This is a genomic window from Anaerocolumna chitinilytica (genome assembly GCF_014218355.1).
GTDB classification, from domain to species: domain Bacteria; phylum Bacillota; class Clostridia; order Lachnospirales; family Lachnospiraceae; genus Anaerocolumna; species Anaerocolumna chitinilytica.
In genome coordinates this window covers 3959470-3977301 of sequence record NZ_AP023368.1, presented here as the reverse complement: position 1 = coordinate 3977301, position 17832 = coordinate 3959470, and the positions used below count along the sequence as shown (strand labels likewise).

The following is a 17832-nucleotide window of genomic DNA, read 5'->3' as shown; positions in this document are numbered from 1 at the left end:
AATATCCAATAAAAGTTTGGATATCTAAGAAAGAGGATAGGATGAAGATAGTTTTCTTAGAGACAGATTCCCTGGGGAGTGACGTTGATTTATCCGGTTTTGAGACCTTGGGAGAAGTAATTAAGTATAATAAAAGTGAGCCGGCTGTGAATGCAGAGAGAATAAAAGAGGCTGACATTTTAGTGGTGAATAAGATTCCTATGAATGAAGCTTCACTAAAAGATGCAGCTGATCTAAAACTTATCTGCATAACCGGAACCGGCACCAATATCGTGGATTTTCCCTATATAAACATCAGAAAGATTGCAGTAGCCAACGTAAAAGGATACTCAACCGCATCTGTTGCACAACATACCTTTGCATTGTTATTTTACTTGTATGAGAAGCTTTACCACTATGATACCTTTGTAAAATCAGGAGGGTATGTAAAGAGCGATATATTCAGCTGCTTTGATGAGAAATTCAATGAGCTGGAAGGAAAGACCTGGGGAATTATCGGCTTTGGAGATATCGGAAAGCGTGTGGCAAATATTGCCGGTGCTTTCGGATGTAATATAATCTATTACTCTACCTCCGGGCGTAATCAAAACAATGATTATAAAAGAGTAGACTTTGATACTCTCTTAAAGGATTCGGATATCATCTCTATTCATGCACCATTAAACAGTGATACAGAGAATCTAATAAACGAAGAAGCCCTAGGGAAGATGAAATCTACCGCCTTTCTTTTAAATCTTGGAAGAGGGCCGATTGTTGATGAGACAGCTCTCTATAAGGCTTTAACAGAAGGATGGATTGCAGGCGCAGGTCTGGATGTATTAAGACAGGAGCCAATGGCAGCGGATAATCCGCTGCTGGCTATTAAGGACAGCAGAAAGCTTATTATCACTCCTCATATCGCATGGGCGACGGTTGAAGCCAGAAGGCGGTGCGTGAAGGAAGTATATGAAAATATGACAGCCTTCTTACGAGGAGAAGAGAGAAATATTGTTGTAAAATAAGAAGAGGATAGAATACTAACGTAAAGATTTAAAGATTGAGGCCAGCCTGCAGTATAACCTGAATGACAAAGTTATGCTGCAGGTAAAATTTAAAATAAATAGTTGACTTAGTCAGATAATATATCTATAATTAGCATAAATTATACTAGGAGGTATCTTATGGACACAGTACATACTTCTTTTATCAGTGACATCCGTAGATTTAACCGGTTCTATACCAATGTTTTGGGTTTGTTGGACCAGAATATGCTGGACAGTGAATTCACATTATCCCAAGCCCGCGTATTATATGAAATAGGAGAGTCAAAGAATTGTACCTCTAAGATTTTGATTAGGAAGCTGAGTATAGACTCAGGGTATCTTAGCAGGATAATAAGAGGTTTTGAAAAACATGAACTTATATTCAGAGAACAATCCCCGGAAGACAAAAGAATCTATTATTTGTATCTGACACAAAAAGGCAGGGAAACTATGAAAAGTCTGAATGAGCTTTCGGACAGACATATTTCAAATCTGGTAGCGGAGTTATCGGAAGAAGAAAAAATTAGGTTTGCGAATAGCATGAAAGTCATAGAGAACGCTTTAAACGGAAGCAAAGAGGCAACAGCCCAAAAAGAGGTTACAGCCAAAGAAGAGGTTGTAGCCAAAGAAAAGGCTACTGCTAAAGAAAAGGCTGCGACTCAAGAAGAGTCCACAGACTCAAAAGAGACTGCAGGCCAGGAAAAGTCTGAGGTAAATGACATTGTCAGTACCGCAGAAAAGAAAACAGTCGTTATTCGTTCTGATTTAAGACCGGGAGATGTCGGGCAGTTGATTTATCTTCATGGATGGCTATACGAAAAAGAGTGCGGCTATAACCATATCTTTGAAGGATATGTTTGCAAGACCTTCTATGATTTTTATCAGCATTACAATTCGAAGAAAGATAGAGTATGGATAGCGGAGACGGAAGATAAAATTGTTGGAGCAATTGCTATTGTAGGGCATTCGGAGACAAGAGCACAACTGAGATGGTTTATTCTGCATCCGAATTACCGGGGCATTGGTCTTGGCAGTAAATTATTATCTGGAGCAATCGAATACTGCAGGAATAAAGGATTTAAGGAAGTATTTCTTGAGACGACAAGAGAGCAGCAGACAGCAGTTGCCATGTATAAAAAAGCAGGCTTTAAACTGGTAAAGGAATTTGATAACAATGCCTGGGGAAAGACTCTGACAGAACAGATGTATGAACTGACGATAGAGTAAAAGTTACACAGTAAATGGAAAGTAAAAGAGGTTACTGTATTTTCATAAGAAAATATACAGCAGCCTCTGTCGTATTCGTAACTTTTAGTGTATTATTGTGCAGACTTTACTTCATTCCACTTCTTGATATAAAGCGCATCCATATCTTCGCCAAGATAGTGATAAGTAGTACAACGGTCTAAAACATCCTGTCCAGGGAATGCAATCGGGCTATTCTTAATATCTTCATCCTGAATTAATTCTCTGGCTGCTTTATTGGGGGTGGAGTAGGTAATATAATTAAAGTTCTTAAGAGCGATTTCAGGGTCGCACATAAAGTTTATCCATTTTTCAGCATATTCCTTGTTAGGAGCATTCTTCGGAATAACCCAGCCGTCAATCCATACATTGGAACCTTCTTTCGGAACTACATATTCCAGGTCAGGATTCTCTCTCTGGGTATAGATTGCTTCACCGGAATAGATAACACCGATGGGGTTTTCACCACCAATCATCTTATCTCTAACCTGATCTACCACGTAAGCGTCAACAAGGGGTTTTTGTTCCTGTAAGAGCTTTTTCGCTTCCTCTAACTGGGTTTCATCCGTAGAGTTAATGGAGTATCCTAAATAACTTAAAGCAATGGCAAAGGCATCTCTTACACTATTAATCATAAGAATATCACCGTCATAGCCGTTTCTTTTTATAAAATCCTTGTCAAAGAGAGCACCCCAGCTGTCAATCGGCTCTTTTATCATTGTCTTGTTATAAAGGATTCCCACAGTGCCCCAGCAATAAGGTACGCTGAATTTGTTACCGGGATCGAACTGCTCGGCACTTTTTAAATAAGTAGGGTCTATATTCTTGATATTTGGTACATTATTATAATCAATCTCTGCAAGAAGACCTTCACCAATCATCTTCTCAATCATATAGTCGGAAGGGCATACGACATCGTACTTTTGTGAACCGGTTTTAATGACGGGGTACATATCCTCGTTCTGTTCAAAGTAACTCATAACTGCATGAATTCCGGTTTCTTTCTCAAAAAGTTTTACAACATCAGGATCAATATATTCTCCCCAGTTATAGACATAGACCTTGGGAGAATTACTTTTGGAACAGCCGGTAACAATTCCCGTGCTGGTCAAGATAAGACTGCATAAAAGCAGCAGGGCGGTTATTCTTTTCATTACATGAACTCCTCATATTTTATTTTTAATCAATAAGTAATCCTATCAATAATTCCTACTAGACTGGAACACTTTTCAACAAGCAGTAGGAATTATGTCTTTTAATAATTCCTACTGAGTTATTTGCAAGGTTTTCTCACTGTGTTCTTTGTCTTTTCTGCGGTTAATTAGTACCAGCAGCACCAGGATACTGATAAAGAGCAGAGTAGACAGTGCATACATTTCCGGTTTGATTCCTTTTCGTACTTCCGTATAGATAATGGTTGATAAGGTATCAAAACCTGCACCTTTGGTAAAGTAAGTAATTACAAAGTCATCCAGCGACATGGTAAAGGCTAATAAAAAGCCGGAGAGAATCCCGGGAAAAATATCCGGCAGGATAATCTTAAAAAAAGCATAGGATTTCGTAGCACCTAAATCCAGAGCGGCTTCATAGATGCTGGAATTTTGTCTGGTAAGTCTTGGCATGACACTCAAGATTACATAGGGTATATTAAAGGTAATGTGTGACATTAATATACTGGAAAAGCTTAAAGGGTAATTCAGGGCTATGAATAACAGCATCAAAGAGATACCCGTTACAATATCTGCATTCATCATAGGCACATTGGAGATTCCCAGAAGAATAGTCCTTGGAACCTTCCTCATATTGTTGATGGCAAGGCAGGCGCAGGTACCGATAATGACAGCGATAAAGGCCGACAACAGGGCAATAACCAGCGTATTTCTAAGAGCTTCCATAATTGCTTCATCCTGAAAGAGGTTGTGATACCAGGTTAAGGTAAAGCCTCCCCATTTGGATCGGGATTTCGATTTATTAAAGGAGAGTATAATCAGGATAAAGATGGGAGCGTATAAAAACAGCAATATTAATCCCAGGTAAAACCGCGAAAGGAATTTTTTTACCATATATTCGTGCCCTCCGATTCTTTATCATATTTAGCAAGGACAGCCATACTAAAGAGTATAAATACCATTAGTACCAAGGACAGACCGGAGCCCGTATGCCAATTATTCACTGTCTTAAACTGCTGCTCGATTATATTTCCGATGAGGACTACTTTGCTGCCGCCTAAAATATCCGATATTACGAAGGTGGTAAGAGAGGGTACAAAAACCATTGTAATGCCGCTGATAACACCGGGCAAAGACAGGGGCAGTATAACCTTAAAAAAAGTCGTAAGAGAGTTAGCACCTAAATCTCTTGCTGCATTGATGTAATCGTCACTTATTTTAGAAAGTGAATTGTAGATAGGAAGTATCATAAAAGGCAGAAAGTTATAAACCATACCAAATATAATAGCTCCCGGGGTATTGATTAATTCAAGGGGAGGCAGATGCAAAAGTTTTAGAAAAGTATTAATTACACCTGTCTTCTCCAGGATATTCTGCCATGCCAAGGTTCTAAGTAGAAAGTTCATCCACATGGGAAGAATAAAAATCATGATTATAAAGGAATTACTCTTTAATTTCATCCCATGAAGGATTAAGGAAAGAGGATAGGCTAGTATCAGGCATATTACGGTACTGACAATGGAAAGCTCTAAGGAAAGCCAGAGTGACGCAAGATTAATGGGATCGGCTATCAATGTCAGATTACTTAGGGTAAAGCCTGCACCCTCTGCGGTAAAACCGTAATATATTACTATAAATAAAGGAACGATAACAAATATACCCATCCATATGGTGTAGGGATAGGAAAGCCATTTTTTAGTATTCATCCGGTGCCACAGCCTCCTCATCCTCAGACTGGGGTTTATTCATTATGTGGATATCAAAAGGGTCCACTTTAATTCCGACTTTACTTCCTACCGGGAAGAGATCTGTACTATGTACAAGCCATTCATGGCCTCCTGCAAGTACCTCCATTTCGTAATGTACACCTTTAAATATCAGGGAAGTAATAACACCATTAAGTGCCGTATCTTCTTCTTTCACAAGATCAATATCCTCCGGGCGAATAACCACATCCACAGGCTGATTTTTCCCAAAATCCTTGTCAACACAAGCAAATTTTGTACCAAGGATATTAACGAGACCATCCTCTACCATGGTGGAAGAAATAATATTGCTTTCTCCGATAAAGTCGGCTACAAAGGCATTTTTGGGCTCATTGTATATCATTTCGGGAGTTCCTACCTGTTGTATATATCCCTGGTTCATGACAACGATGGTATCGGACATGGTTAGAGCCTCTTCCTGGTCATGGGTAACATAGATAAAGGTAATTCCAAGTTCATTTTTCAAACGTATCAGTTCATATTGCATGTCCTGACGTAGCTTTAAATCCAGGGCTCCTAAAGGTTCATCCAGTAAGAGAACTTTCGGTTCATTTACGATCGCTCTGGCTATAGCAATACGCTGTTGCTGGCCGCCGCTTAAGGACTCTGGGCTGCGGTTCTCAAAACCCTCCAGATTAACGAGCTTAAGAGCATATTTAATTTTATCCTGTATGTATGACTTGCTCTTTTTCTTGATTTTTAAGCCAAAGGCAATATTCTCAGCAATACTCATGTGAGGAAAGAGTGCATACTTCTGGAATACGGTATTTAACTGCCTTTCATTGGGGGGAAGTTTGGTGATATCCTTTCCGTCAAATATTACCTTGCCGCTGTCGGGATTTTCAAAACCGCCGATAATACGAAGAGTTGTAGTTTTGCCGCAGCCACTGGGACCTAGGAGGGTCAGGAATTCATTTTCTTTAATATATAAATCCAGATTATCCAAAACAACGTTGTTGTCAAATTTTTTTGTTATTCCCATTAAATCAATCAGCTTATTACCTGCCATATGGAATCCTCCTCTGTAAAATTAATATCCTAAACTTAATATGAATGATTGCAACAGCCAGGGGTGTGATTAGAAGCTTGGAGGTGTGGAAATCCACAATAAACTGGCACCCTGTTTGTCTGAGGCAGTTATATAGTGATTTTTTCCTGCCTTATAATAAAAGGATTCTCCCTTTTTTGCTCTGTATGTTTTATTACCGATATGGAGCACAATACTTCCGTTAAGAACATACCCGAATTCTTCTCCCTCATGAGGATTGTCCGGATAAGTAGAGCCACCGGGTTCCAGGGTAAGCAAAATCGGTTCTAGCATATTCTTTTGTGCATTGGGGATTATCCATTGAATATTGTTTTTTAATTCTGAATCATATTTTTCAAAATAGTCTGTTTTTTTAAATACTACTTGTTCAGTTGAGGTATCTGAAAAGAATTCCTCCAGATTCGTACCAAGGCATTGCAGTATATCCACAAGTGTAGCGATGGAAGGACTGGTTATGTCCCGTTCTACTTGTGAAATGAACCCTTTCGATAACTCGGCTCTGTCAGCCAGCTCTTCCTGGGTCAGATTCTTTTGTACGCGAAGTTCCTTGATTTTTTCTCCGATTTTCATACATACTCTCATTCCTGCACGTGTTTTTGTGCATATGAAGTTCACTTTTTAGCTGGTTTTCTTAATGAAATTAAACTCAAAGTTTAGTGTTGCTAAACAGCATCAAACTAATTATACACGGAATTAGTCCTATGTCAATAATTTGTTTATTATTATACAGAAAAATGTATAGAAAAAATTAGATTATTTCCTTTAGCAAAAAAGCAGCCTGGTTCCCCTGATACATCAATCTTTAAATACCTTGAAGGGCTTTGTATGTTTATGAACAAAACTGTTATTATAAACATACAAAATCAGGATATATCGAAAGACTTGTGTATTTGGGAATGCCAGGCTGCTCATTATATCATATAAGAACAGAAGCAGACACTTAATAAATGCCGTTTAATTATGATTGGGGGAGAGACTGCCAAGTATTTTATATACTTCTCTGCCTATGGATATTGCAAGAACAGTAGTGACCAGGTCCTTAGCTAGCATGAGTGGTACGGATGGCAGTATCCAGGTACCGGTTACACGGTAATATTCTAACAGACCCAGGATGTGGCAGGTCAGCAATCCGCAGATACTTAAAAATATACCACTGTAGTAGGATTTTTTACTGCCAAGACCGGTAAGGTATACCATGGGAAGAAATCCAATCAGATAACCGCCTGTAGGACCTACGAGGGTATCTAATCCGCCTCCGAAGCCGGCAAATACCGGGATACCTGCAAAGCCCATTAAAAGGTACAATAGTACGGAGAGAAAACCGGATTTTCTTCCTAGTATAGTACCAATTAAAACAATACCAAAGGTCTGCATCGTCATAGGAATGCCTCCGGGAAGCATGAAGGAGATTTGCGATAATATGACTAATACAGCAGTAAAAAGTGCTATCCTAACCATTTCCTGAGTTGTAATTCTTTTCTGTTTCATCTTTTACCTATTCTTTCCTGAAAAATTTTACAATAGAATCCATCCTGGAGGTCATGCTCTGAAAGAGCATATCCAATAATGTAACGGCTGCCATAGATTCCACCACTACAACGGCTCTTGGAACAATAACCGGATCGTGGCGGCCTTTAATTCTTATATCTATATTTTCGCCTTCTTTATTGATTGTTTTTTGGTTCATTGCGATAGAAGCAGTAGGTTTTACAGCAGCACGAAAAACAATTTCTGAACCGTCGCTGATTCCGCCTAGGATACCTCCTGCATTATTACTTCGTTTTTCAACTTTACCGGTTTCTGAATAAAAATAAGGATCATTGTTTTCAATTCCTGTTTTTTCAGCTGCCAGGAAGCCAGAACCGAATTCAATTCCTTTAATGGCTCCAATTGAAAGGATAGCTTTACCAAGATTAGCATCCAGTTTTTCAAACACCGGCTCTCCAATGCCTGCCGGAACACCTGAGATAATGCATTCAATAATTCCGCCGACTGAATTAAGTTCTTTTATCTTTTCCTGCATCAATACTTCTGTTGCAGCGGAAGCTTCCAGATCTGGCATATAAAATGGACTCTGAAAGATATTTTCCTTACTGCACTTGGAGTAATCTATACTGATACCTCCAATGGATTTTGTGTAAGCACAGACGGTAATGCCAAGCTCCTTTAAGATTGCTGAGGCAATAGCACCTGCTGCGACTCTGCCAATGGTTTCTCTTCCGGAGGATCTGCCGCCCCCTCTATAATCACGAAAGCCATATTTGGTATCATAAGTATAATCAGCGTGTCCGGGACGGTAATAACCTGCTATTTCAGAATAATCCCTGGATATCTGATTGGTATTCATAACTGCCATTGATATAGGGGTTCCGGTGGTTTTACCTTCAAATATACCGGATAATATCTTAACAGTATCCGCTTCCTTACGCTGTGTGGTGTATCTGGTCTGACCGGGACGTCTTCTATCGAGAAATGCCTGAATCATTTCTTCGTTAACTGAAAGACCTGCCGGGCATCCATCTATTACTACACCTATTCCATCTCCATGGGATTCGCCCCAGGTTGTAATTCGAAACATGGAGCCAAATGTTGAACCTGCCATATTAATCCTCCATCCTGCCGGCAATCATTTCTTGCGGATGCCGGTATTTATTTACGCAGGAAATGTTTCTTGATTTTCCTGCTAATCGCAGTGCATAAATATTTTCCTTAGTATATAAGAAAACTATGTTTTAATCAATATCTTTCGAGGACATTTTAAAAATACAATTCATATATTGTAAGGATTGGTAAAGAAATAGCCAATGAATGTATAATTTACTGAGTACCACATTAACGTCTTTTATTCTAATTAGTCTGTTATATCTACACACCAACCGCCATGTCAATTTGAATGCCGGTAATCGTGCCGAGGACTCACGGATATAATCATGTGTCATGCTAATTCCAATGACTGTTTAATTGATTTGATATCAAATATATCCAATTATTGAAGGCGTTAAATTAAGAATAACTTACAAGGAGGTAATTATGCCAAATTATTATTATACAAATAGAGGGAATGATAATAAAAGAGTCAGCAATATGAATGAGAATAATCGCAATACGGATTATTCCAATGGAAATCAAAAAAATGAAAGGGTTGAAAAATCCTCGAAAGATTTAATTATAGACGGTAATACGGTTTACGAAATAGATTCGGATTGCTTTGAAAGAGCAAAACAGAACAGACTTAATTCCAGAGGAGATCGGGGCAGAAGATAATAGTATAGATAATATTTCTTTTGGAGTATTTTATTTCTTTTACTAAAAAGAACCGCGTGTTTTCATGTTCGTCACAGTCTTAATTGTGAAGTATGAAAAAAACACGCGGCTTCTTTTAGGTTCGGTAGTTTTAAACCAGAAAAAAGCTGCCCTAAGGCAGCTTTTTCTGGTTAAGATGTAGCTTCTAATGAAAAAGGCAATTAGAAGGAGTTTCCGCACAAGCAAAGGATTAAAATAATCCAGATTATGGAGCCGCAGCCGTCGTTGCCGCCGCATCCGCATCCATTGTTACCAAAACCGTTACCAAAGAATCCGTTTCCACCGCCACAGCAGAATAAAAGGAGAATTAGAATCCATGCGCTGTTGTTATTTCCACATCCGCATCCACTACCGCAGTTTGTTGCAGCTAAATCACTCATGTAAGAGCCTCCTATTTGTTATTACACTGTATCATATGAAAACTGGCTTGCCCTATTTCCTATATTTGAAGTAAATTTTCATGAGAAAATGTAGAGCTTTTTCGACATTAATTTTACAGCCGAGTAAGTTGCTTCAAAAGGGATAAAATGCTATAATATTTGGAAATAAAAAGTGAAACCAATTTATTTTAATGAAGCCAGGTATACTGCAGGCAGACTATTTAGCAGCAGAAGATGCTTTTAATATCCAATTTATGCAGATACCTGGTCATTTAGATGGGAGTTGTTATGAGAATCAACGCCGAAGATACAATGGCCTTAATCATTGATGTACAGGAAAAATTAGTTCCTGCAATGAAAAATAGCACAGTAAGTGTTCGTAACATAAGAATTTTAGCTGAGGGGCTTTCACTACTTCATATCCCTTGCTGTGTAACGCAGCAATATACAAAAGGGCTTGGTATGACCATTCCTGAAATCCGGGAATGCATAACACCCTTTCTTTATTATGATAAAATCACTTTTAGCTGTTATGAGAACGAAGAGATAAGAACTGTAATAGAAAATACCGGAAGGAAGAATATAATAATATGCGGAATGGAAGCTCATGTTTGTGTTCTCCAGACGGCAGTGGATTTAAAGTCCGCCGGATATCAAGTAATAGCAGTAACGGATTGTATGGAGTCCAGAAAAGATGCTGACAAGTCAGAGGCTATAAAGCGTTTCAGCTACGAAGGAATAATGACTGCAACCTATGAATCTATACTGTTCGAACTGACCCGAAAAGCCGGAAGTGAAACATTTAAATCCATATCAAAATTAATTAAATAAGAATATTACGAACTCACTTTTCATATATCATATGTAATTATGTGTATTATGCTATCATTTTGAGCGCATTATGGTTGTACAAAAAGAATGTTTTGGGAAATAAAACAATCAATAATCACTTGAAATTGAAATAATCAAATTATAAACCATTGCAAGGAAAAATAAAATAATTATAAAAACAATAATCATTATTGAAATTATAAGCAAAATGGGATATAATAACATAAGATTTTAGAAAAGGAGGATTATTATGTATAATATATTAGTCGGCGGTGCAGCAGGTCAGGGAATTGATACCACTGTTGCAATACTGGAGAAGCTGTTAAAACACTCCGGTTATTACATTTATACTACAAGGGATTTTATGTCCCGTGTACGCGGCGGCCATAATTTTTCTATGATCCGGTTCGGAACAGAAGTGATAACTTCTCACAGTGACAAGGTAGATGGCATTATTGCCTTAAATGACGAGACAATACATCTGCATAAACATAAATTGACAGAGAAGGGATTCATTCTTTGTGACAGCAGTTTATCTTTCTCGGAACCAGGTGTAATTAAGCTGGATCTGGATAAACAAGCGAAGGAACTCGGAAATATCAGAGTAGCAGGTATTATAGCTATTGGTGCTGTGTTAAAGCTATTTGGCGAACCTTTTACATATGCTGAGGAAGTTATGGAAAAGATTATAAGAAAAGAGCTTCTTGAAATAAATATTAAAGCCATGGAGCTGGGCTACAACAGTGTGGAACCTGTTTTTGAACACCATGACGGGCCATTTAAAGAGTATATGCTGATATCCGGCAGCAAGGCTTTAGCACTTGGAGCTGTAGCAGGCGGTCTTAAATTCTATTCAGCGTATCCGATGTCGCCCTCAACAGCAGTTATGGAATATCTGGCAAGAATCAGCTATGAGACAGGAGTAGTAGTTGAACAGGCAGAAGATGAGATAGCTGCTATTAATATGGCTCTTGGTGCTTCCTATACCGGAGCCAGAGCTATGACAGGTACCAGTGGCGGAGGTTTCTGTTTGAAGGTAGAAGCCTTAGGATTCTCCGGTATTGCAGAAATTCCATTAGTTGCGGTGGATGTACAGCGCCCGGGACCTGCCACAGGACTTCCCACCAGAACGGAGCAAAGTGATTTAAAGTTTGTTATCTCGGCTGCACAAGGTGAATTCCCACGTCTGGTTATTGCTCTTCGTAATCATGAAGACGCTTTTTACCAAACGGCAAGAGCATTAAATCTTGCTGAGAAATATCAGCTGCCGGTAATACTTTTAAGTGATCAATATCTGGGAGATACTACCGCTTGCGTCAAACCATATGATGTTTCAGAAATTACCTTGGAAAAACATGCCGAAGAGGCTGAGGGAGAGTATTTAAGATATAGAATAACGGAGGATGGAATTTCTCCAAGATTAATTCCCGGTATATCAGACCATCTGGTTGCGGCAGACAGTGATGAGCATGATGAGAGAGGCTTTATCACAGAATCTGCTGAAGTTCGTAATGCCATGATGGATAAGAGAATGAGAAAACTTGTAAGATTAAAGGAAGAATTACAGGAACCGGAATTTATAGGTGAAGAAGATTGTAAAGTCCTGTTATTAGGCTGGGGCTCCGTCTACGGTCCTATAAAAGATGCAATCGTTTCTTTAAATAAATTGGGTAACGGCAGTTTTGGTGCATTAGTCTTTGGAGATATCTATCCCTTGCCTACAAAGAAGCTGAAAGAGTATGCAAAGGGCAGAACCCTCATAAACGTAGAACAGAATGCGACCGGTCAGCTTGCTTCTTTAATAAGAGAAGAGGCTTGCATTGATTGTGACAGGAGTATATTAAAATATGATGGCAGGCAGATTTCCGGTGAAGAGATAGTAAAACAGGTTTTGGAAGGAGGTTTTTAACTGTATGGGTAAATTTGAAACTTATGAGACGGCATGGTGCCCCGGCTGTGGCAACTTTGCCATATTGAACAGTTTAAAAACAGCCCTGGAAGAGCTTGGGAAAGAACCCAAAGATGTATTAATGGTAGCCGGAATCGGTCAGGCTGCAAAGACACCTCAGTATATCAGTGCTAATAGTTTTTGCGGATTGCATGGAAGAGCACTGCCTGCTGCTGTGGCAGCCAAGATAGCTAATGATAAACTGACGGTAATTGTAGACTCCGGGGACGGTGATTCCTATGGTGAGGGCGGAAACCATTTTATTCATAATATCAGAAGAAATGTGAACATTACACATTTTGTCCATGATAATCAAATATATGGCTTAACAAAAGGTCAGGCATCTCCCACCAGTAAGGAGGGGCATGTTACTCCCGTTCAGACCAGCGGCAATATCAATGTTCCCCTAAATCCTATGCTAATGGCAATTGCTGCCGGAGCAGGTTTTGTTGCAAGAGGTTTTAGTGGTGATGCAAAACAGCTGGTGACATTAATGAAGGAAGCCATTATGTATCCCGGCTATGCATTTGTAGATATTATGCAGCCTTGTATCAGCTTTAATAAGATTAATACCTTTTCCTATTACAAGAATGCTGTCAGACCTGTAGGTGATGATTATGACCCGACAGATAAGAAAGCAGCCATGATGATGGCGATGGAAGAGGATTGGATTCCCACAGGAATACTTTATAAGGAAGATAAGCTGGATTTCCATAGAAGGCATAAATTATTAAAAGAAGGCAAAACTCTAATTGGGCAGGATCAAAATAAGATTGCTCTTGAAAATTTGATTGAAAGTTTTATTTGAGAACCATATTAAATAACAAGTAAGCTTTGGAGATTACCAGATAATTCGTGCGAATAATCTGGTAACCTCCGGCTGAATATAAAATCATATCTTATAGGAGGTTAGAGATGGCTGTTAAAAATGCAATGACAAGTGATTTTCTACATTCTGCTTACGGCGGAGAGAGCATGGCTCATATGAGGTATCTCACATGGGGAACCATGGCTGAAAAGGAAGGATTTCCAAACATAGCGAAATTATTTGAAGCAATCGCCTATGCGGAAAGGGTACATGCCGGTAACCATTTCAAAGAAATCGGCGGGGACACTGCTGATGCTACCGTAGTAGCGGGAGCAGTATTTGGAACAGGTAAGACCGTTGATAATCTTCAGGGGGCTATAAACGGAGAACTTCATGAAGTTGAACAAATGTATCCGGTTTATCTGAATGCTGCAGAATTCCAGGACGAAAAAGGAGCACAGAGATCTTTCCATTTTGCACTGGAAGCAGAAAAAATCCATGCAGAACTGTTTAAACAGGCACAGGATGCTGCAAAGGGTAAGCAGGACATAAAACTGGAAGCAGTATATGTCTGTCCTATCTGCGGACATACTATTTTAGATGGTGCGCCGGATAACTGTCCTGTATGTGGTGCTAAAAAAGAAATGTACAAGAAATTCTAAAGACATTCAAAGAAGCTTTGGTGCTGTGGCATCAAAGCTTCTTTTTTGGTAGACAAAGTCTACAAGACTTCTTTTCATTGCAGAAAGTCTACAAGACTTCTTTCATTGCAGAAGTCTTGGGATGTTAAGGAGTCCCCAGCCTTGTTTGGACCAGGGATAGCCAAGATCTATAGCACAGTCACGTAACTTTAACTTTACATCTTTGTTACTTAGAGAAGGATAGAGGGATAGTAGTAGAGCAATCGCTCCGGTAACAATAGGTGTAGCCATAGAAGTACCGCTCTTTACTGCATACATGAGATTGGTATAATCATTTTTGGGATTATTTAAAACATTATAGCGGTACCTTTGATAGTTTTTCATAGTTCCGCAGGAAACAATATTAGATCCCGGGGCTACGATATCCGGCTTCTTAACACAGGAAGCGGTAGGCCCTCTGCCGGAATAGTCCATGGTTTTATTTCCAAAGAGCTCCACCGTTATCCTATCATCAGAAGAACCGACGGTTATAACCTTTCTGCTAATTCCGGGAGTTGATATGGACATTGGACTCGGACCGTTATTACCCGCTGCTACCACAACCACGATTCCCGCATCCCATACAGCATTAACACCTTTGACAAGAAGAGAATTTTCATCGGTATTATCCTTGGTGGTTGTGCCTACTGATATGTTAACCACACGAATATTGTATTTGTTCTTATTATCAATAATCCATTGAAGGCCGGCCAGAACATCGGATATGTTTCCATCACCCTTTTGGTCTAGGACCTTGATGCCAATAAGGTCACATTTAGGTGCCACACCGCAGTATCTGCCATTGGAAAGAAAGCCGTTACCACCTATAATTCCGGATACATGGCTTCCATGCCCATTGTCATCATATGGCTCAATTCTTCCGTGAATCAGGTCATGAAAAGATTTTATACGATTCTTTCCTTCCGTAAAATCCTTATGCATGCAAATTCCCGTATCTACTACGGCAACCCCAATATTTTCTCCCATAATGTTTCTATCATGAGCCCATTTCAGTTCTATAATATCTGAAACACGATTCATTTGCGCTGTTATATGAGTATCCAATTCGTAGCTCCATAACTGATTATCTGACTGAATACTTTCTAATTTATCCGGCTCCACCTCTATAACATAGGAGTCGATCATTGGCAATTTATATTTCAGCTTTCCCATAGAAGCAACTTCGTTGTAGTTATTTTCGTAGTCACTGCAGCGGACAATAATTTGTACCTTTTCTTTTTGATTCATATGGCAGCATTTCTTTCCTTCTCAGTCATACTAATTTTATGAGGGCTCTTCTTGTCTTTATGCGAAATATCAATGAAAAACATTGCATTTTCCGGAAAAGGGTATAAAATATAAGTTGGTTTGGTGAAAACAGGAAATACACTGATGCAAGGAAGAAATGTGTCTACAAGGAAGAAATGAGGTAATAAAATGAAAGAGGTAAAAAAACTAATTGGATTACTTGTCTTAACCGCGGTGTTTATTACCGGGGTTGCAGGTGGGATACCGGTGAGAGGAGATTCCCTTGATACTGCATTGACTAATCAAACACAAGGTGATACATCAACGGCATCTGATGCAGCTGATAATTCAACTGCTGTTGTAAGCAAGCCGGTAAAGCAATATGGTATTCTTGTAACAGATAAAGCCGGAAAAGTTACCTTAAAGGATTTTAGTGGTGATACGGACGGAAGAGTGGAGGCTACCGATACAGGGAATATTATGATACCCCTAAAAAAGGTAACTGCACTGATGCCTGATTTAAAATATGTGTTTGACACAAAAACCAAAAAAGTATCGGTAAGAAGCTTTACAACAAAAAAGAAGTTGGTATTTACTATTGGCAGCAGTACTTACTTTTACTATTCCAGTGCAAGTGCAAAGGGAGTAAAGAAACTGATGCCTTATTCTGCATATGTATCGAAAGACAGTAAGTCAGTAATGGTACATATGTCGGTTCTTAAATGGCTGTTTTCATCATCTGATGGAGTGAAATATTATACGGCAGCTACTATGCAGGCAAAAGGCTATGACACCACCGTATTCAGTGGAATAATTGTATATAATCCTTATCAAAATATAAGTAATCTGATGCTTGCTTCCCAGGTATCTAACATAGGAAGAACAGTTAAAGTAACAATTCCGGAAGGGTATTCACTTCCGCAGACATTTGCTCTTCTAGTGAAAAAAGGAGTCTGCGTCTCCCAAGATCTACTGTATAAAGCTATGAATGAATATGATTTTACGGTTAACTATCCGTTAGTCAGTGCTATTGAACCAAATCCCAACCGCTGCTACCTCCTGGAAGGTTATTTGTATCCTGATACTTACGAATTTAACAGGCTCAGTAAGGGAGAAGATGCTATCGGTAAGTTTCTGCGCAACGGAAAAGTTAGAATAACAGATGCTGACAAACAAAAAGCGGCAGCTTTGGGATATTCCATAGATCAGATTCTCACCATTGCTTCCATCATTGAAAAAGAGGGAAATAAGCAGGACATCATGAATAATATATCCTCTGTAATTTATAACAGATTAAACAAGAATATGAAATTACAGATGGATTCCACCATTAACTATGTTGAATGGTATGTAAAACCTTTTATTGACGGAGATATTAACCGCTATAACAGTTACTACAATACCTATAAATGTGCGGCACTTCCTGCCGGCCCAATCTGTAATCCCGGAAGGAAGGCAATTGATGCAGCGCTAAATCCTCCGCAGACTGAATATCTTTATTTCCATAGTGATAAAGGTAATTACTTTTTTAGCAGTACTCTGAATTGATCATAAACAAATCGGAACTTACTGAGTTAGTAGTTCAATAGAATTAATGGAGAATAAATGAATAAAAAAAATTTAATTAGAAATGGTGTTTCAGCAGTTACTTTTGGAGCTTGTTATGCTTTGATTTCATATCTATTTGATAAAACAGTAGATGTTGCTGAAATCGTTGTATCTACTGTCGTATATTTTGTAATTATGAGTCTTCTATATCTCATTACACCTAAGCTAAGAAAATAATTGGTCATTTATCAACTATTTGTTGTAACATTCTATTTAATAAATTTTTTATGAATTGTTCATGCTTTGTTTATTGATTATTTGTTATATACGATGTATAACAAATAATGTAGATAGAACAAATAAACAAAGGACCGACATAAGGAAAGGCCCTGATTTTAAAAGGAGTGATTTTTATGTTAAGACCTATGTTATATGAACAAATCAAACCAGCTTTATTCAGCAGTCAGTTTAACAATTTCTTTGATGATGTTTTCCGTCGTTTTGACAGAGGCAGTACAGATGTATTGGATAAGGGAGATCATTATCTTTTACAGGCGGAGCTTCCGGGCTTTCAAAAAGAAGATATTAGTGTTAATCTTGAAAATGATACATTGATTATAAAAGCCAATCATCAGGAAGAAGTGAACGAAGAGGAAGGAAATTATATTAGAAGAGAAAGAAATACCAGTTCCTTTCAAAGAGTTTTTTCAGTAGCAGGTGTTGATAAAGATAATATAAGTGCTATATATAATAATGGTATTCTGGAGGTAACCCTTCCGAAAACTGATGCTGCAAAAGAGAGTTGCCGATCAATAGAAATAAAGTAATAGCTTAAA

19 protein-coding genes are annotated in these 17832 nt (G+C 38.6%); 10 read left to right on the top strand and 9 right to left on the bottom strand.

Annotated elements, in window-relative coordinates:
• Nucleotides 1-41: 41 nt before the first annotated feature.
• On the top strand, nucleotides 42-1001 hold the full coding sequence (locus bsdcttw_RS17265) for a D-2-hydroxyacid dehydrogenase (RefSeq protein WP_185256071.1): 960 nt from the start codon (nucleotides 42-44) through the stop codon (nucleotides 999-1001).
• Between the two features lie 159 nt (nucleotides 1002-1160).
• Entirely contained in the window at nucleotides 1161-2249 is a 1089-nt protein-coding gene (locus bsdcttw_RS17260; protein WP_185256070.1) for a bifunctional helix-turn-helix transcriptional regulator/GNAT family N-acetyltransferase, read from the top strand.
• 92 nt (nucleotides 2250-2341) lie between these two features.
• On the opposite strand, the gene bsdcttw_RS25550 is transcribed toward bsdcttw_RS17260, so the two are convergent.
• From bsdcttw_RS25550 to aroC, 7 genes are all read right to left on the bottom strand, one after another.
• Nucleotides 2342-3421, bottom strand: coding sequence for an ABC transporter substrate-binding protein (locus bsdcttw_RS25550; RefSeq protein ID WP_185256069.1), 1080 nt, complete (start codon nucleotides 3419-3421; stop codon nucleotides 2342-2344).
• Nucleotides 3422-3532: 111 nt separating this feature from the next.
• Nucleotides 3533-4330, bottom strand: coding sequence for an ABC transporter permease (locus tag bsdcttw_RS25545; RefSeq protein WP_185256068.1), 798 nt, complete (start codon nucleotides 4328-4330; stop codon nucleotides 3533-3535).
• Nucleotides 4324-5142 carry an ABC transporter permease gene (locus bsdcttw_RS17245; RefSeq protein ID WP_185256067.1) on the bottom strand — a complete coding sequence of 273 codons (819 nt, stop codon included), beginning with the start codon at nucleotides 5140-5142 and terminating at the stop codon, nucleotides 4324-4326. Before bsdcttw_RS17245 ends, bsdcttw_RS25545 begins: the two co-directional genes overlap by 7 nt.
• On the bottom strand, nucleotides 5132-6211 hold the full coding sequence (gene potA / locus bsdcttw_RS17240) for a spermidine/putrescine ABC transporter ATP-binding protein (RefSeq protein ID WP_185256066.1): 1080 nt from the start codon (nucleotides 6209-6211) through the stop codon (nucleotides 5132-5134). Before potA ends, bsdcttw_RS17245 begins: the two co-directional genes overlap by 11 nt.
• Before the next feature lie 69 nt (nucleotides 6212-6280).
• A complete protein-coding gene (locus bsdcttw_RS17235; RefSeq protein WP_185256065.1) occupies nucleotides 6281-6820 on the bottom strand; it encodes a cupin domain-containing protein in 540 nt (179 codons plus the stop codon).
• 384 nt (nucleotides 6821-7204) lie between these two features.
• Nucleotides 7205-7738: a biotin transporter BioY gene (locus bsdcttw_RS17230; protein ID WP_185256064.1), complete on the bottom strand. Its 534-nt coding sequence runs from the start codon at nucleotides 7736-7738 to the stop codon at nucleotides 7205-7207.
• Nucleotides 7739-7745: 7 nt separating this feature from the next.
• Entirely contained in the window at nucleotides 7746-8852 is a 1107-nt protein-coding gene (gene aroC, locus bsdcttw_RS17225; protein ID WP_185256063.1) for a chorismate synthase, read from the bottom strand.
• Nucleotides 8853-9280: 428 nt separating this feature from the next.
• Between aroC and bsdcttw_RS17220 the strand changes: the two genes are divergently transcribed.
• Nucleotides 9281-9514 (top strand): hypothetical protein, encoded by a 234-nt coding sequence (locus bsdcttw_RS17220; RefSeq protein WP_185259956.1) that lies wholly within the window; start codon nucleotides 9281-9283, stop codon nucleotides 9512-9514.
• Nucleotides 9515-9714: 200 nt separating this feature from the next.
• Here bsdcttw_RS17220 and bsdcttw_RS17215 read toward each other — a convergent pair whose 3' ends face one another.
• Nucleotides 9715-9933 carry a chorion class high-cysteine HCB protein 13 gene (locus bsdcttw_RS17215; RefSeq protein WP_185256062.1) on the bottom strand — a complete coding sequence of 73 codons (219 nt, stop codon included), beginning with the start codon at nucleotides 9931-9933 and terminating at the stop codon, nucleotides 9715-9717.
• 288 nt (nucleotides 9934-10221) lie between these two features.
• Between bsdcttw_RS17215 and bsdcttw_RS17210 the strand changes: the two genes are divergently transcribed.
• From bsdcttw_RS17210 to bsdcttw_RS17195, 4 genes are all read left to right on the top strand, one after another.
• Nucleotides 10222-10764: an isochorismatase family protein gene (locus bsdcttw_RS17210; protein ID WP_185256061.1), complete on the top strand. Its 543-nt coding sequence runs from the start codon at nucleotides 10222-10224 to the stop codon at nucleotides 10762-10764.
• A gap of 250 nt (nucleotides 10765-11014) precedes the next feature.
• Complete coding sequence (locus tag bsdcttw_RS17205; RefSeq protein ID WP_185256060.1) at nucleotides 11015-12673, top strand: 2-oxoacid:acceptor oxidoreductase subunit alpha; 1659 nt, start codon at nucleotides 11015-11017, stop codon at nucleotides 12671-12673.
• Nucleotides 12674-12677: 4 nt separating this feature from the next.
• Nucleotides 12678-13520, top strand: coding sequence for a 2-oxoacid:ferredoxin oxidoreductase subunit beta (locus bsdcttw_RS17200; RefSeq protein WP_185256059.1), 843 nt, complete (start codon nucleotides 12678-12680; stop codon nucleotides 13518-13520).
• A 107-nt stretch (nucleotides 13521-13627) separates the two neighbouring features.
• Nucleotides 13628-14182, top strand: coding sequence for a rubrerythrin family protein (locus bsdcttw_RS17195; RefSeq protein WP_185256058.1), 555 nt, complete (start codon nucleotides 13628-13630; stop codon nucleotides 14180-14182).
• Nucleotides 14183-14284: 102 nt separating this feature from the next.
• On the opposite strand, the gene bsdcttw_RS17190 is transcribed toward bsdcttw_RS17195, so the two are convergent.
• Nucleotides 14285-15241, bottom strand: coding sequence for a S8 family peptidase (locus tag bsdcttw_RS17190; RefSeq protein WP_185259855.1), 957 nt, complete (start codon nucleotides 15239-15241; stop codon nucleotides 14285-14287).
• 396 nt (nucleotides 15242-15637) lie between these two features.
• On the opposite strand from bsdcttw_RS17190, the gene mltG reads away from it, so the two are divergent.
• The 3 genes from mltG to bsdcttw_RS17175 all read left to right on the top strand — a co-directional run bounded on the left by mltG (nucleotide 15638) and on the right by bsdcttw_RS17175 (nucleotide 17823).
• Nucleotides 15638-16996, top strand: a complete 1359-nt coding sequence (mltG, locus tag bsdcttw_RS17185; protein WP_185256057.1) for an endolytic transglycosylase MltG — start codon at nucleotides 15638-15640, stop codon at nucleotides 16994-16996.
• A gap of 57 nt (nucleotides 16997-17053) precedes the next feature.
• A complete protein-coding gene (locus bsdcttw_RS17180) occupies nucleotides 17054-17233 on the top strand; it encodes a hypothetical protein (RefSeq protein ID WP_185256056.1) in 180 nt (59 codons plus the stop codon).
• A gap of 176 nt (nucleotides 17234-17409) precedes the next feature.
• Nucleotides 17410-17823, top strand: a complete 414-nt coding sequence (locus tag bsdcttw_RS17175) for an Hsp20/alpha crystallin family protein (RefSeq protein ID WP_225903691.1) — start codon at nucleotides 17410-17412, stop codon at nucleotides 17821-17823.
• Nucleotides 17824-17832: the final 9 nt, after the last annotated feature.

Bases quoted from the DNA above. Each gene is read 5' to 3' on its own strand.
- bsdcttw_RS17175 (WP_225903691.1), top strand. From the start codon at position 17,410: ATGTTAAGACCTATGTTATATGAACAAATCAAACCAGCTTTATTCAGC.
- bsdcttw_RS17210 (WP_185256061.1), top strand. From the start codon at position 10,222: ATGAGAATCAACGCCGAAGATACAATGGCCTTAATCATTGATGTACAG.
- bsdcttw_RS17195 (WP_185256058.1), top strand. From the start codon at position 13,628: ATGGCTGTTAAAAATGCAATGACAAGTGATTTTCTACATTCTGCTTAC.
- bsdcttw_RS17205 (WP_185256060.1), top strand. From the start codon at position 11,015: ATGTATAATATATTAGTCGGCGGTGCAGCAGGTCAGGGAATTGATACC.
- bsdcttw_RS25545 (WP_185256068.1), bottom strand. From the start codon at position 4,330: ATGGTAAAAAAATTCCTTTCGCGGTTTTACCTGGGATTAATATTGCTG.
- bsdcttw_RS17245 (WP_185256067.1), bottom strand. From the start codon at position 5,142: ATGAATACTAAAAAATGGCTTTCCTATCCCTACACCATATGGATGGGT.
- bsdcttw_RS17190 (WP_185259855.1), bottom strand. From the start codon at position 15,241: ATGAATCGTGTTTCAGATATTATAGAACTGAAATGGGCTCATGATAGA.
- bsdcttw_RS17260 (WP_185256070.1), top strand. From the start codon at position 1,161: ATGGACACAGTACATACTTCTTTTATCAGTGACATCCGTAGATTTAAC.
- bsdcttw_RS17230 (WP_185256064.1), bottom strand. From the start codon at position 7,738: ATGAAACAGAAAAGAATTACAACTCAGGAAATGGTTAGGATAGCACTT.
- potA (WP_185256066.1), bottom strand. From the start codon at position 6,211: ATGGCAGGTAATAAGCTGATTGATTTAATGGGAATAACAAAAAAATTT.
- bsdcttw_RS17215 (WP_185256062.1), bottom strand. From the start codon at position 9,933: ATGAGTGATTTAGCTGCAACAAACTGCGGTAGTGGATGCGGATGTGGA.
- bsdcttw_RS17265 (WP_185256071.1), top strand. From the start codon at position 42: ATGAAGATAGTTTTCTTAGAGACAGATTCCCTGGGGAGTGACGTTGAT.
- aroC (WP_185256063.1), bottom strand. From the start codon at position 8,852: ATGGCAGGTTCAACATTTGGCTCCATGTTTCGAATTACAACCTGGGGC.
- bsdcttw_RS25550 (WP_185256069.1), bottom strand. From the start codon at position 3,421: ATGAAAAGAATAACCGCCCTGCTGCTTTTATGCAGTCTTATCTTGACC.
- mltG (WP_185256057.1), top strand. From the start codon at position 15,638: ATGAAAGAGGTAAAAAAACTAATTGGATTACTTGTCTTAACCGCGGTG.
- bsdcttw_RS17220 (WP_185259956.1), top strand. From the start codon at position 9,281: ATGCCAAATTATTATTATACAAATAGAGGGAATGATAATAAAAGAGTC.
- bsdcttw_RS17235 (WP_185256065.1), bottom strand. From the start codon at position 6,820: ATGAAAATCGGAGAAAAAATCAAGGAACTTCGCGTACAAAAGAATCTG.
- bsdcttw_RS17200 (WP_185256059.1), top strand. From the start codon at position 12,678: ATGGGTAAATTTGAAACTTATGAGACGGCATGGTGCCCCGGCTGTGGC.
- bsdcttw_RS17180 (WP_185256056.1), top strand. From the start codon at position 17,054: ATGAATAAAAAAAATTTAATTAGAAATGGTGTTTCAGCAGTTACTTTT.